The organism is Pseudorhodoplanes sinuspersici (assembly GCF_002119765.1).
Taxonomy (GTDB): Bacteria; Pseudomonadota; Alphaproteobacteria; order Rhizobiales; family Xanthobacteraceae; genus Pseudorhodoplanes; species Pseudorhodoplanes sinuspersici.
The window spans coordinates 4,252,651-4,266,247 of sequence record NZ_CP021112.1; the positions used below are offsets into that span (position 1 = coordinate 4,252,651).

Here is a 13,597-nt window from a genome sequence, read left to right on the forward strand (position 1 = left end):
GGTACCAAGTCAGGACCGACACATGCGACGACCGACATGAGCCCAGATCAGACCGTTACCGCTGCAATCCTTGTCATTGGCGACGAAATCCTGTCCGGCCGGACCAAGGACAAGAATATCGGCTACATCGCCGAATACCTGACGGCGATCGGTGTGGACCTGCGCGAGGTCCGCGTGGTGCCGGATGTGGAAGAGGAGATCGTCGACGCACTGAACGCGCTGCGGCATCGCTACAGCTATGTGTTCACCACCGGCGGGATCGGCCCGACCCACGATGACATCACCGCCGACAGCGTTGCCAAGGCCTTTGGCGTGGCGATCGACTATGATCCACGCGCGGTTGCACTGCTCAGGCAGCGTTTCCATGGTGCCGAGCTGAACGAAGCCCGCATGCGCATGACCCGTATTCCGGACGGGGCGGACCTTGTCTCCAACAAGATATCGCTCGCACCGGGCTTCTGGATCGGCAATGTCATCGTCATGGCCGGTGTCCCCACCATCATGCAATCCATGCTCGACGAAGTCGGGCCAAAGCTGAAGACCGGCAAAAAAATGCTGGCGGAATCGGTGCGGGCCGACACCAAGGAAGGTGATATCGGCACCGAACTCGGCGAAATCGCCAGGGCGCATCCTGATGTGTCGATCGGCAGCTATCCGTTTTTCGACGACAAGCTTGGCCCGAACACCAATGTTGTCATCCGCTCACGCGATGCCGACAAGCTTGCAACAGCCAAGGCCGCGGTCGAAGCCATGCTGGCCTCCGTCAAGGCCAGGCTCAAAGCCGGGTAGCGACACCTCCACATCTGTTTCGATCTGACAGGTTTGTGACTCCAGACAACCTCGACGCCGCGAAATCGCCGTGAATGGCACGCGTTGTCCGAAGGGCGGTGGCTCAATTCCATCGAGGATGCCATGGGAAACGATCGTACTCCCTTGAGGCGTGATGTTCTGGTTATGGGTGCCGGTGCCCTGGCGGGCTTCGCGTTGCCAGGGTTGGCTGCAGGGCAGGAACTGACGCCGACACCACAATGCGATGCTGGCGGCGCCCCCACAGTCGCACAGACGGAGGGGCCGTTCTTTAAACCGAAATCGCCACGCATGTCCGATCTGCGCACTTCCGGTCTGTCCGGTGTGACGGTGACGCTAACCGGTTTCGTACTGACGCGCGCGTGCCGTCCCGTTCCGAATGCCCTTGTCGATCTCTGGCATGCTGATGCCAACGGCGATTACGACAACAAAGGATTTCGCGGGCGCGGGCATCAATTCACGGATGAGCAGGGCCGTTACCGCTTCGTCACCATCATTCCGGCACGGTATCCCGGACGCACGCGGCATTACCATGTGAAGGTACAGGCCGCGAACGGCCCGATCCTGACGACGCAGCTCTATTTCCCTGGTGAGCCCGGCAATTCCCGCGATCCGATATTCCGCCGTGAACTTCTCATGAGGATCGCCGAAAATGCGGCCGGGCGCGACGCCCGCTTTGATTTCGTGCTCGCGCAGAGCTAACGAAGCACCTGATTTTTCTGTGGATCGTGGCCTCCGGGCGGTTGGCACTATGCCGGCAGCCCGAAATGGTGCGCCACCTGCAAAAAAGCGCCCGCCGAGGAAGACAAAATGATGGCCGAAGCCCCGTCCCAGAAGCATTTTCCGGTCTCCTGGGATCAGTTTCATCGCGACGCACGGGCTCTGGCCTGGCGGCTGGCGGCGGCCGGCCCGTTCGATTCGGTCGTCTGCGTGACCCGCGGCGGCCTTGTTCCGGCGGCGATTGTGGCGCGTGAACTGAATGTGCGGATGATCGAGACGGTCTGCGTCGAGAGCTATACCGGCATCGGCCGGCAGGGCGAGTTGCGCGTGCTGAAAGGGATATCGGAGGCGATCACCAGCGGCAGCAATGCCGGCGGGCAGGGCGTGCTGATCGTCGACGATCTTGTCGACACCGGAAAGACCGCGCGGGTCGTGCGCGAACTCATTCCGAAGGCGCATTTTGCGACGGTTTATGCCAAGCCGATGGGGCGGCCGCTGGTCGATACCTTCATCACCGAGGTGTCGCAGGATACCTGGATCTTCTTCCCGTGGGACACCGGCCTTGCCTTCGTGCCCCCGATCCATGGCGGTGCGTAAGCCTTTGCGCTTGCTTGGCGATCCCCATGGCCGAGGTTATAAGGGCCGGTCACGCGGGCGTGGCGAAATGGTAGACGCAAGGGACTTAAATGCTTGAGTGCCCGCGGGGAAACCTGCGGTGCAGAACTGCTCAAACTCGGGGAAACCGGTCATAGGCAATCCCGAGCCAAGCGCATCAGCCGGACCGCTGAGGCGAAGGTGTAGAGACTAGACGGGCAGCGCCTAAAACGAACGCCACTCGGTGCGCGTCATGGCGAAGGTATAGTCCAGACCCCAAACCGAACCTTGCGTGTGATCATGCAAGGTGAGGGCGGCGAAAGCCGTAGCAGGTACGAAAATCCCTCGGGGGTTTCCCCGTGCCGGTTCGAGTCCGGCCGCCCGCACCACTTTTTAAATACTCGATCCAGCAGCGAGATTTATTCATTCGCGGGTGAGTTACGCCAGAGCCTTCTTTCAACCGCGCTCGCGTAAATGATCCGAGGCCACACAGCAGATGAGGTTTTTCATCGGCTTGTGCAAAGGTCCGGCGAAACGCCAGTGCGAACCCAAGCAATTCTCGAATTATCAGCAGACCTTTCAGCAGCACCACCTGTTCTCGTTGCAACTCAAATGACGATCCACAGAAGCAGCCTGTGATTGGTATCTGGTTGCCATCCCCGGACCGTTATGTGAAGGTATGAAGATAAGAAGCGTGGGGGCAATGTGCGTACTATTTTGATCGTGGGCTTTTTGGCCCTGAATTGTGCCGGGTGTGCGTCTGCAACGCGGGGGTGGACAGAACAAATAACAATCACCTCTACGCCGGCCGGCGCTGAAGCGACTGTGACCGGGCCCGAGGTTCCGACAACGTGCGTGACGCCATGCGTTGTTCAAGTGAAGCGAAACGATGATGTCTCGGTGGCCTTCAGCAAAGAAGGTTATGAACCGCAGGTCATCACACTCACCAAAGAAGTCGCCTCCGGGGGCGCCGCCGGCTTTGCAGGCAATATCCTTGTCGGCGGCCTGGTCGGCATGGCGGTCGATGGGGCGAGCGGCGCTGCCTACGATCACAAGCCTAACCCGGTTATCGTGACCTTGAAGCCAGTTGCGCCTCCGCCCGCGCCGCCGTCGATCATGCGAAGGCGCACACCAAAGCCGCCGACAAGCTGAGGCTTGAGACGGTTGGAGTGTTTCGGAGCTTTGGCGGCGTAGCCAATTGCAGTTGTGTTGCAGTTCAAGCTCGTCCGGCACGCATTTTTAACCGCCTCCTGTCACCCTTCCTGGATTGGTCCGTATCGTTTTGAATACGTGCAGGATTGCGTGCGATGCAGGGGCAGGCTGTTCCCGGGAATCAGAGCGTTTCGGCGACTTTCTGGTCCAGGAATCGTGGCCACCGTCTGCTGGTCGCCATTTTTCTGATCCTGCTGACATTTTGCATTCTGGATCTTGCGTACCTGCATCATGACTGGCTATCGCGGGTGGTTGCCGGCATTTCTATCACTCTTCTCAGCATTGCCGCTTATGGCGTCTGGGTCGAACGCAAACATTACGCCGCCAGACAATTTGAACTTCAGCATGAGGCCGACCAGAACCGGCGCATCTTCGAAACCTGTCTCGATCTCATTTTGGTTTCGGATCGCAAGGGCGTGTTCACGCGCGTCAGCCCGAGTTCGCTGCGAATTCTCGGCTATCGTCCCGAAGAAATGATCGGCCGCAATGCGCTGGAGTTTCTCAATCCCGACGATGTGGAGGGAACGCGCAACGAGATCAGGCTGGCGCGTCGCGGCCGCACCAGACGCAATTTCGAATCCCGTTTCAGGCACAAGGACGGCCACTTCGTCAGCATGAACTGGACCGGCGTTTGGTCCGACCCGGACGCGGAGTATTTTTCCATCGGTCGCGACATGACCGCACGCAAAGCGCTCGAACGGCGAGAGCGAGAGTCGAAAGAAACGCTCGCCGCCGTCATCAACGCGTCTCCCGTCGGCATTCTGTGTCTTGCGCCGGATCGTACGGTGCTGGTCTGGAGCCGCGCGGCCGAGCAGATCTTCGGTTACACAGCCGACGAAGTGGTGGGCCGGCCTTACGCACTGGTGCCCGAGGGACATGAGGCCGAGTTCAATACGCTAATCGCGCGATCGATGGGTGGCGAGACTTTGCGGGATATCCGCGTGCGGCGTCAGCGCAAGGATGGCTCTCTGGTCGATATCAGTTTCGAAGCGGCGCCAATGTATGACGACATGGGCGGGGTGACGTCGGTTGCCTTCGCTCTGACCGACATCACTGACCGCAACAAGCTCGAGCAACGTCTGCGTCAATCCGAGAAGATGGATGTGATCGGGCAGCTCACCGGCGGCGTGGCGCACGATTTCAACAACATGCTCACGGTCATCACCGGCACGATCGACCTTCTGGCCGAAGGCGTAGCCGACCGGCCGGAACTCGCAGTGATCGCCAAACTGATCAGCGAAGCGGCCGATCGCGGTGCCGAGTTGACCAGGCATCTTCTCGCCTTCGCGCGCAAGCAGCCGCTACGGCCGCGTCTGACCAATGTCACGCACGTGGCGCAGGAGGCCGCAAACCTGCTACGGCAGACGCTCGGCGAACAAATCAATATCGATTGGAAGCTTAGTGACCGTGCATGGTCGGCGATGGTCGATCCCGGACAGCTCGTCACAGCCATCGTCAATCTGGCGGTGAATGCGCGCGATGTCATGCCCGATGGCGGAAAACTGACGATCGAAACCAAGAACGTCTTCCTCGATGAGGCTTACGCCGACGAGCACAGCGAGGTTGTCTCGGGTGCCTATGTCATGATCGCTGTCAGCGACACCGGACCGGGTATTCCGATGGCGATCCGTGACAAGGTCTTCGAACCATTCTTCACGACAAAGGACGTGGGAAAGGGGACCGGCCTTGGCCTCAGTATGGTGTATGGATTCGTCAAACAATCGGGTGGACATATCAAGCTCTATAGCGAAGAGGGTTACGGCACGACTTTCAAGATCTATCTGCCGCGGGCGGGTTGTTCGCTCATCGATGCAGCGGACATGTCAGCAATGCCTCTTGTCGGCGGCAATGAAACGATCCTGGTCGTCGAGGACGATCCGATCGTGCGTGTGTCAGTGACCACGCAACTTAAGAGCATGGGCTATCAGGTGATGACGGCCGAGAATGGCCTCGATGCCCTTGCCGTCATTAACGAAGGGGCTGCATTTGATCTCTTGTTCACCGACGTCGTTATGCCAGGATCGATGAATGGTCGGGCGCTCGTCGAGGAGGTTCGAAAAAAGCGTCCATCCATTAAAGTGTTGTTCACCTCCGGCTACACGCAGGATGCCATCGTGCATCATGGCCGGCTCGATCCTGATGTTCTTTTGCTTGCCAAGCCTTACCGCAAGACAGACCTGGCGCAGATGATCCGCAAGGCGATCGCGGCGTAAGCCGACGTCGATTATGTATTTTTACGCGCAGCCGTTGTGTTAAAGAAGCATTCAATTTTTTCGACTTAGCTTCTCGATCGTGCAGCTGGCATATTGGCGGCATGTGTAATTTAGCCTGAGATCATATGTTGGCGACATGTCATTTCAGTCGAGAACGAGCTGCGGCCGACTGGCCTGCATCGTCGTCATGACATTGGGAGCGCGTCATGCCGAATATTCTGATCATTGATGACGACAAGCTCGTGTGCGAAGCGACCTCGATCCTGCTTCGCAGCAAGGGATATCAGGTGACAACGGCCAATGACGGTCAATCGGGTATCGATGCCGTACGCGGGGGCGGGATCGATTTGGCAATCGTCGATCTCTTCATGCCGGACATGGATGGCACAGTCGTGATGAGCATCCTGCGGGACGTCGATCCGACGATCACGATGATTGCGGCGTCCGGGTTTATGTTTGGCGGGCGCTGTCCCGAAATGCCGGGCTTTGAAGCCATGGCCAACGAGGCCGGCGCGGTTGCGACACTGTATAAACCTTTCCGCCCGGGGGACGTCGTCCAGGCGGTTGAGCAGGCCCTGAACGTCAGCGCCTGAAAGATCATGCGTCAGTCCGCTGCGGCGGATTGCGCGTGACCTTTTCTTCGGATGGGCTCGGACTGGCTTTTGCCAACATTGCCTTTTATTAAAGCGCGATGAACACTTTTTCCCGATTTGTCTCAGCAATCCTGTGCCTGGTTGCTCTCACGGGCCTAGCCGCTTGTGCCGGTTCAGAAGGCCTGAGCTTGAGCCGGCCCGGCAAGTATAACCTCTATAATTGCGCTCTCCTCAACGAGCAGGGGGCCAACCTGGTCAAGCGCGAACGACAGTTGCAAGATCTGATGCAGAAGGCGGCGCAAGGGCCAGGTGGAGAAATCGCCAGCACCCTTGCATACAAGAGCGAATACAACATCACGCAAGGCGACTTGCGTGAAATCGAGCGGGTCGGCGCCGAAAAAAAATGTGTGCTGAAGCACCGATCAGTCAGCGATCAAGTGGTCCGCTAGCGTTTGAACCAACGGTCGATCCGCCGCTCCTGGAACAAATCCCCCCGAACGCGATTATGATTCCGTAGATCACGCGGCTTTGGATCTCAGTCGATCCAAAGCCGTAAACGTGATCATGTCTGATACTGAAATCACGATGTCGTTCGAAGGCTGATTCGTGCTTTCCGACATCATGGGCCTGAAATCGGTCTGGTTTGAGCGGTTTTCAAAAGGGACACGCCATGTCAGCATTGATTGGTATTCTAATTACGTTTCTTGTCATTATTCTTGTTCTCTATCTCGTCAACATGTTGCCGATCGATGGGCGGGCCAAGCAGATCGTCCGCATCATCGTCATCATCATCGGTGTGCTGTCGTTGCTGAAATACCTCGCGGTCTTCTGATCAACGACCGGTGAGGGGCGTCACAACCTGACGCCCCGCAGCCGCAGCGCATTCCCGACGACGCTGACGGACGATAGCGCCATTGCTGCGGCCGCGACGATGGGCGACAGCAAGATTCCGAGGAAGGGATAGAGCAGCCCGGCGGCGATCGGCACGCCGGCTGCGTTGTAGATGAAAGCGAAGAACAGGTTCTGGCGGATATTGCGCATCACCGCTTCGGACAGGTGCCGCGCCCGCACGATGCCGGTGAGATCGCCTTTCAGCAGCGTCACGCCGGCGCTTTCAATCGCGACATCGGTGCCGGTGCCCATGGCAATGCCGACATCGGCAGCAGCAAGAGCGGGCGCATCGTTTACGCCATCGCCTGCCATCGCCACGATGCGGCCCTGAGCGCGCAGCTTTTCGACGACGGCACTCTTGCCATCCGGTAGTACGTCAGCCTCGACCTCATTGATGCCGAGACGGCGCGCGACGGCGAGCGCAGTGGTGCGGTTGTCACCGGTCAACATGACGATCCGGACTTTGTCGGCGCGCAAGGCGTCGAGCGCGGCGCGCGTCTCCGTCTTGACCGGATCGGCGATGGCCAGCGCTCCGGCGAGCGTACCCTCGATCGCGACGAAAACAACCGTTGCGCCATCGCCGCGCAGCCGGTCGGCATCCGTCGACAATGCATCAGTTGCAACGTTCAACTCGCCAAGGAAATTAGTATTACCGATGGCGATGCGCCTGCCATCGATCACACCGACGGCACCTTTGCCGGTCGGCGAATCGAAGTCCTGCACCGGAGCGAGATCGAGTTTGCGGTTCTTGGCCGCCGTCACGATGGCGAGCGCCAGCGGGTGTTCGCTCGCGGCTTCGACGCTTGCGGCGAGACGGAGCACATCGTTCTCCGTAAAGCCGTTTACGACCGCGACCGCCGTCAACGCGGGCTTTCCTTCCGTCAACGTACCGGTCTTGTCGACAATCAGCGTGTCGACCTTTTCCATGCGCTCCAGTGCTTCGGCATTGCGGATCAAGACGCCCGATTGCGCGCCGCGGCCGACGCCGACCATGATCGACATTGGCGTCGCGAGACCGAGCGCGCAGGGACAAGCGATAATCAGCACCGAAACCGCCGCTACAAGTCCATAAGCGAAGCGCGGTTCCGGGCCGAAATAGGCCCAGGCTGCGAATGCAATCAGCGCCACGGCGATGACCGCAGGGACGAACCAGCCAGAGACCTGATCCGCCAGCCGCTGGATCGGCGCGCGCGACCGCTGGGCTGCGGCAACCATCTGTACGATCTGGGAGAGCAGGGTATCGCGACCGACTTTCTCGGCACGCATAACGAAGGCGCCACTCTGGTTGATCGTACCAGCAATAACCTTGGCGCCGGCTTCTTTTGTCACCGGCATGGATTCGCCTGTCACCAGCGACTCGTCGAGGGCCGATCGGCCCTCGATCACCTCGCCATCCACCGGCACTTTGTCGCCAGGACGCACGCGCAACTTGTCGCCAACGATCACATCATCGAGCGGGATTTCCTCGTCGCTACCGTCAGGATTGATGCGCCGGGTTGTCTTGGGCGCAAGATCCAGAAGGGCTTTGATCGCGCCGGACGTCGCTTCACGGGCACGCAGTTCAAGCACTTGCCCGAGCAGCACCAACACGGTGATCACCGCCGCGGCTTCGAAGTAAACCGCAACCGAGCCGTCGGCAGCCCGGAAGGCCGCGGGAAAAATCTCCGGGGCAAATGTCGCAATGACGCTGTAGACCCAGGCTACGCCGGTTCCCATGGCAATCAGCGTAAACATGTTGAGATTGCGCGTGACGAGCGACTGCCATCCGCGCACAAAGAATGGCCAGCCCGCCCAGAGCACGACCGGAGTCGCCAGTGCAAACTGGATCAGGTTCGATTTCGCCTGACCAAGAATCATGTGCAGGCCGGTCAGATGTCCGCCCATTTCCAGCGCGAAAACCGGCAGGGTCAGCACAAGGCCGATCCAGAACCGGCGCGTCATGTCCGCGAGCTCAGGATTGGGACCGCTGTCGGCCGACACCAGTTCAGGCTCAAGCGCCATGCCGCAGATCGGGCAGGAGCCCGGGCCCACCTGCCGGATCTGCGGATGCATAGGGCAGGTGTAGATCGTGCCTTCCGGGACCTCTTCGGCCTTGCGCTGCTGTGGGGAGAGATATTTCTGCGGGTCGGCGATGAATTTCGTCTGGCAGCCGGCAGAGCAAAAGAAATAATCATGCCCCTGATGCGTATGACGGTACTTGGCCGTCGCTGGATCGACGCTCATGCCGCAGACGGGATCAATCACAGCCTGTGTGGCCGGGTTCTTATGGCCCCCGCAGCATCCCGCCTCATGGCCGGAATGATCGTGTGCGTCGTGTGCCATACTGTCCGCCTTCTTGTCTTGAAACATATACCCTGGGGGGGTATATAGACCTCATGCAGAAAGATGCCAAGGCTCAGGTTACAAAAAGATTGCAGCGCATTGAGGGGCAGGTGCGCGGTCTCTCGCGCATGGTCGAAGAGGACCGTTATTGCATCGACATCGTGACGCAGATTTCCGCGGTGCGTGCTGCTTTGCGGAAAGTCGAGGAAGAGGTGCTGCGCGATCACGTCGCCCATTGCGTGGAAGGCGCCATTGCCTCCGGCAACAGGGCCGATCAGCGCAAGAAGATTGCGGAGCTGATGGAGGTGTTCGGACGCGCGGAGCGATGACCGCTCGATCCTACCCGAAGCGCGTTCTCGCCAGCGCTGCGCCGTCGCCCAAAGCCTTCAGCTTCGCTTCGGCGATCTCGCGCTTCATCGGCGCCATGCCGCAATTGGTGCAGGCGATGATGCGTTCCTTCGGCACATATTGCATCACGTCCGCGATTGTTGCCGCCACATCTTCGGGCGTTTCGATCGCGTCGGTCGCGACATCGATCACGCCGACCAGAACATCCTTGTCTTTGAGGAGTGACAGGAGCGAGAGCGGTACGTGCGAATTGCGGCACTCCACCGACACCTGATCGATGCGGCTGTTCGCAAGGGCGGGGAAAATCTCCTCATATTGCCGCCACTCGTCGCCCAGGCTGTTCTTCCAGTCCACATTGGCCTTGATACCGTAGCCGTAGCAGATATGCACGGCGGTCTTGCAGGAGAGGCCGGCACTGGCGCGGTGCAGGGCTTCAATGCCCCATTCGGTCACCTCGCGCATGAACACGTTGAAAGCCGGTTCGTCGAACTGGATGACATCGACACCATCCTGTTCGAGTGCACGCGCTTCGGCATTCAGGCAATCGGCAAAGGCAAACGCCATTTTGACTTTGTCGCCGTAATATCGATCGGCCACCGTGTCGACGATGGTCATTGGCCCGGGCAGGGTGATTTTGAGCTTGTGCTTCGTGTGAGCGCGAGCAGCTTTCGCTTCCATCGCATGCACGCGGCCATTCAGGCGAAGCGGCGCGACCACCTGCGGCACCATCGCTTTGTAGCGGTCGTTGCGGATGCCCATCTCGACCTTGTTGGCGAAGTCGATGCCCTCGATGCGCTCCAGAAATCCGTGTACGAAATGCTGACGCGCCTGCTCGCCGTCGCAGACGATATCGATGCCGGAATCTTCCTGCAGCTTCACCGCAAGGATGGTGGCATCCCACTTGGCGGCTGTAAGCTCGTCGCCTTGCAGGCGCCATGGAGCCCACAGCTTTTCCGGTTCGGCAAGCCATGACGGTTTCGGCAGACTTCCGGCGATCGTCGTCTCGAACATGGCATCCTCGCTGCGCTGCTCAATCCGGGCGCCAATCATAGAGCCAGTCGTAGCGGGCGCGAAGCCGTTCTCCGCCGAGCCAGCGCATGGCCAGATTGCGCGCGACGACCGACGCACCGGACAGATGATAGGTGCGGCTGTTGGCGCGCGCGGCGTGCTGCACCCGGCGCACGCGGTTCTTGCGTGTGGTTTCGTACCGTCGCATCTCCGACGCAGGATCACCGTCCGGCGAGCCGAGGCATCGGGCGAGAACAGCAGCATCCTCGATCGCCATGGCCGCGCCTTGCGCAAGGAACGGCAGCATCGGATGTGCGGCATCGCCAAGCAGGGTCACCGGCCCCTGCCCGGGAAAGCCGGCGGTGTCACGGTCGAATAAGGCCCATTTCAACCAGTCTTCCGGCATGGCGAGCAGATCGCGGGCATCTTGCGCCCATTCGTCTTTGGTGAAGCGACGGAATAATTCATCGCGTGCGCCGGGTGCGGACCAGCCCGGTTCATTCCAGCGGTCGCGGACAATGGCGACGATGTTGATCAGCGTGCCGCAGCGGACCGGATAATGCACGAGATGAGCATTCTGTCCGAGCCAAAGATAAGTGACCGGCCGTCGGAATTGGTCCGGTACCATCGACGATGGCACCACCGCACGCCACGCCGTGCGATTGCGGAAACCGGGCCTGGTCTTGTCTCCCAAACGCGCGCGTGTCGCCGACCACAAACCATCGGCGCCGACGATGCCGAGGACACGCTCTTCGCTAACGCTCTGCTTGCTGCTGAGTTGCGCCGTCACGCCATGCGTATGAACGGCGAAATCGTCGAGCCTCGTTCCGAGTTTGATTGCGATGTCGGGTTGCTCCGCCACAGCTTCGAGCAGTCCGGCCTGCAGGTCGCCACGATGAAGCATCCAGTAGGGTGCGCCATAGCGAAACTGTGCGCCGTGACCCAACGTCATGAAGACGATTTCCGACCCCGAACGCGCGTGCCGCACTGACACGCCGTCCGGGACGACCGCTGTTGTTTTGAGCCGCGGGCCGACATCAAGCGCATTCAGAATGCGCGTTGCGTTGGGTGACAGCTGGATGCCGGCGCCGACATCGCCAAGGCTGTCGGCCTGTTCAGCGATAATGATCCGGTAGCCGACGCGGACGAGCGCCAGCGCCGCCGTCAATCCACCAATACCGGCGCCTGCAATAAGGATGGTTCGCGATGAGCCCACCTAAACCAATAACGGATCAGGCGGCCTTGGGCTCCGTCCACGCGCATTCCGGTGGCCGCGCTTCGTGCGGATCGAGCTTCGGGTCGTAGCGGAACAGGGTGGAGCAATATTCGCAGATGATCTCGGTGTCGTCGCCCATGTCGCAGAACACATGCGGGTGGTCGAACGGCGGCCGAGCGCCGATGCACATGAATTCCTTGGCGCCGACCTCGATCACCGGAACACCGGCATCGTTCTGGAAATGCGGGATGATGTGGTCGGCCATGGGCGGCGCCTCGAATTTGTCTGGAATGGTGCCTATATCGGCTGCACCATAGCGGCGGTTTTGGGTGAATCAATGCCGGTTTTCGGAATTAACCAGCCGGCGTGAATTGCCTAAATCCGCCAGTCTTGGTCGCGTTGAGGTTCTTGAAAAGTCCAGTTGCGGCAACAGGTTGAACAGCGACACACGGCGCGATCGAGATCTCACCATGTCCATCCCAGAACCACCCGCCGGGCGAAGACGCGCCTCGCTGCTGCGTGTGAAGCTGCTTGCCTTGGCCGCCGCCGCCTGCGGGGTTGCCGCCGTTGCACTGCTGCCGCACGCGATCGAAGCCGGTTGGCTCCTGGCCGTACAGGACGATCCGGCAGCCTTGGCCGATCGCAAGCTCGCCCGCAGCTTCAATGCCGATATCGCCGCAAAGGAAATCGAGGCGGCGCTGGCGGCGAACGACGCCGAACTCGCCAAAAGCTTCGTTGATCTCGCGCATGACCGGAACGTGACGGTTGCGCCGGAGCTGGCCTCCAAAGTCGATGCCGCCGTCGAGAAGGCGAATAGCGCCCTTTCAACCGCCGGCAATTTTACCCGTGGCCTGATCGTCGGCGAGCCTGACGATCTCGTCAGCCTTGCCGGAACAGCGGTCGGCGACCTGTTCGTGTTCGGTGATATCCGCGACATGATCCGGGAAGGCTCGCATCTGGCCGCAGGCCAGGAGGCCGATCATCTCATCCTCGGATTATCGGCGGTCGGCATCGCCGTCACGGCCGGCACCTACGCTTCGCTCGGTACCGGTGCACCGGCCCGCATGGGACTTTCGCTGGTGAAGGCGGCACGCAAGACCGGACGCATCAGTTCGCGGATGGCGGGCGCGGTGACGCGATCGCTTCGGTCGGTGGTGGACTGGAGCGCCATGCGCAAGGCCTTTGCCGGCGCCTCGCTGACCGAGCCGGCTGTTGCCGTACGCGCCGCGCGCGAAGCCGTGAAGCTCAACAAAGCCGACGATCTGTTTCGTCTGAGCAGCAATATCGGCAGCGTTCAGGGCAAGGCCGGTACGCGGGCAGCGCTGGACGGCCTGCGCATCTCCGACTCTCCGCGCGAAATGGCGCGTGTTGCCAAGCTGGCGGAGAAAGAAGGGGGCAAGACCCGCGCCATCCTGAAGTTGCTCGGACGCGGTGCCATCGCGCTGACCGTCGCCGCGTTCGATCTTTCCTTGTGGGTCTTGTGGGCGGCGCTCACGATCTTCGGATTCATTGCGTCCACCAAGGCCGCGGTGGAGCGGGTCACGTGGCGAGCCCTGCAACGGGGGAAGGTCCGCCGCGCAAAACGCGAACTCGCGCGGCAGCGGCGCTTGGCAATGGCGCCGTCGCAGGTTTAGTGTCCGGCCTCATTCCTCTATTCAGGCTGAACTCTCATC

The 13,597-nt window shown here is 60.4% G+C and carries 14 protein-coding genes; 10 read left to right on the top strand and 4 right to left on the bottom strand.

Annotation, left to right across the window (positions count from 1 at the left end; genetic code table 11):
- Nucleotides 1–36 precede the first annotated feature (36 nt).
- The 8 genes from CAK95_RS20630 to CAK95_RS20665 all read left to right on the top strand — a co-directional run bounded on the left by CAK95_RS20630 (nucleotide 37) and on the right by CAK95_RS20665 (nucleotide 6,971).
- Nucleotides 37–789 (top strand): competence/damage-inducible protein A, encoded by a 753-nt coding sequence (locus CAK95_RS20630; protein ID WP_086091552.1) that lies wholly within the window; start codon nucleotides 37–39, stop codon nucleotides 787–789.
- A 165-nt stretch (nucleotides 790–954) separates the two neighbouring features.
- On the top strand, nucleotides 955–1,509 hold the full coding sequence (locus CAK95_RS20635) for a dioxygenase family protein (protein WP_198343746.1): 555 nt from the start codon (nucleotides 955–957) through the stop codon (nucleotides 1,507–1,509).
- A gap of 111 nt (nucleotides 1,510–1,620) precedes the next feature.
- Nucleotides 1,621–2,124 carry a xanthine phosphoribosyltransferase gene (gpt, locus tag CAK95_RS20640; RefSeq protein ID WP_086091553.1) on the top strand — a complete coding sequence of 168 codons (504 nt, stop codon included), beginning with the start codon at nucleotides 1,621–1,623 and terminating at the stop codon, nucleotides 2,122–2,124.
- Nucleotides 2,125–2,844: 720 nt separating this feature from the next.
- Nucleotides 2,845–3,273 carry a PEGA domain-containing protein gene (locus CAK95_RS20645; RefSeq protein WP_342588016.1) on the top strand — a complete coding sequence of 143 codons (429 nt, stop codon included), beginning with the start codon at nucleotides 2,845–2,847 and terminating at the stop codon, nucleotides 3,271–3,273.
- Nucleotides 3,274–3,428: 155 nt separating this feature from the next.
- Nucleotides 3,429–5,546, top strand: coding sequence for a hybrid sensor histidine kinase/response regulator (locus CAK95_RS20650; RefSeq protein WP_086089623.1), 2,118 nt, complete (start codon nucleotides 3,429–3,431; stop codon nucleotides 5,544–5,546).
- 206 nt (nucleotides 5,547–5,752) lie between these two features.
- Nucleotides 5,753–6,139 carry a response regulator gene (locus CAK95_RS20655; RefSeq protein WP_086089624.1) on the top strand — a complete coding sequence of 129 codons (387 nt, stop codon included), beginning with the start codon at nucleotides 5,753–5,755 and terminating at the stop codon, nucleotides 6,137–6,139.
- A gap of 188 nt (nucleotides 6,140–6,327) precedes the next feature.
- Nucleotides 6,328–6,588 (top strand): hypothetical protein, encoded by a 261-nt coding sequence (locus CAK95_RS20660; RefSeq protein ID WP_086089625.1) that lies wholly within the window; start codon nucleotides 6,328–6,330, stop codon nucleotides 6,586–6,588.
- 221 nt (nucleotides 6,589–6,809) lie between these two features.
- Entirely contained in the window at nucleotides 6,810–6,971 is a 162-nt protein-coding gene (locus CAK95_RS20665; protein ID WP_086089626.1) for a Thivi_2564 family membrane protein, read from the top strand.
- Nucleotides 6,972–6,991: 20 nt separating this feature from the next.
- Here the strand turns inward: CAK95_RS20665 and CAK95_RS20670 are convergent, their stop codons facing one another.
- Nucleotides 6,992–9,352, bottom strand: coding sequence for a heavy metal translocating P-type ATPase (locus CAK95_RS20670; protein WP_280949827.1), 2,361 nt, complete (start codon nucleotides 9,350–9,352; stop codon nucleotides 6,992–6,994).
- Between the two features lie 53 nt (nucleotides 9,353–9,405).
- Here CAK95_RS20670 and CAK95_RS20675 point away from each other — a divergent pair, with 53 nt between their 5' ends.
- Nucleotides 9,406–9,681, top strand: a complete 276-nt coding sequence (locus tag CAK95_RS20675; protein ID WP_086089628.1) for a metal-sensitive transcriptional regulator — start codon at nucleotides 9,406–9,408, stop codon at nucleotides 9,679–9,681.
- Nucleotides 9,682–9,691: 10 nt separating this feature from the next.
- On the opposite strand, the gene CAK95_RS20680 is transcribed toward CAK95_RS20675, so the two are convergent.
- From CAK95_RS20680 to CAK95_RS20690, 3 genes are read right to left on the bottom strand one after another with little or no spacing between them, the layout of a single operon-like run.
- Complete coding sequence (locus CAK95_RS20680) at nucleotides 9,692–10,750, bottom strand: methionine synthase (RefSeq protein ID WP_245303479.1); 1,059 nt, start codon at nucleotides 10,748–10,750, stop codon at nucleotides 9,692–9,694.
- Nucleotides 10,731–11,924 carry an FAD-dependent monooxygenase gene (locus CAK95_RS20685; protein WP_086089629.1) on the bottom strand — a complete coding sequence of 398 codons (1,194 nt, stop codon included), beginning with the start codon at nucleotides 11,922–11,924 and terminating at the stop codon, nucleotides 10,731–10,733. Before CAK95_RS20685 ends, CAK95_RS20680 begins: the two co-directional genes overlap by 20 nt.
- Before the next feature lie 16 nt (nucleotides 11,925–11,940).
- A complete protein-coding gene (locus tag CAK95_RS20690) occupies nucleotides 11,941–12,189 on the bottom strand; it encodes a zinc-finger domain-containing protein (protein ID WP_086089630.1) in 249 nt (82 codons plus the stop codon).
- A 205-nt stretch (nucleotides 12,190–12,394) separates the two neighbouring features.
- Between CAK95_RS20690 and CAK95_RS20695 the strand changes: the two genes are divergently transcribed.
- Nucleotides 12,395–13,558 (top strand): hypothetical protein, encoded by a 1,164-nt coding sequence (locus CAK95_RS20695; protein ID WP_245303480.1) that lies wholly within the window; start codon nucleotides 12,395–12,397, stop codon nucleotides 13,556–13,558.
- The last annotated feature ends 39 nt before the right edge of the window (nucleotides 13,559–13,597 follow it).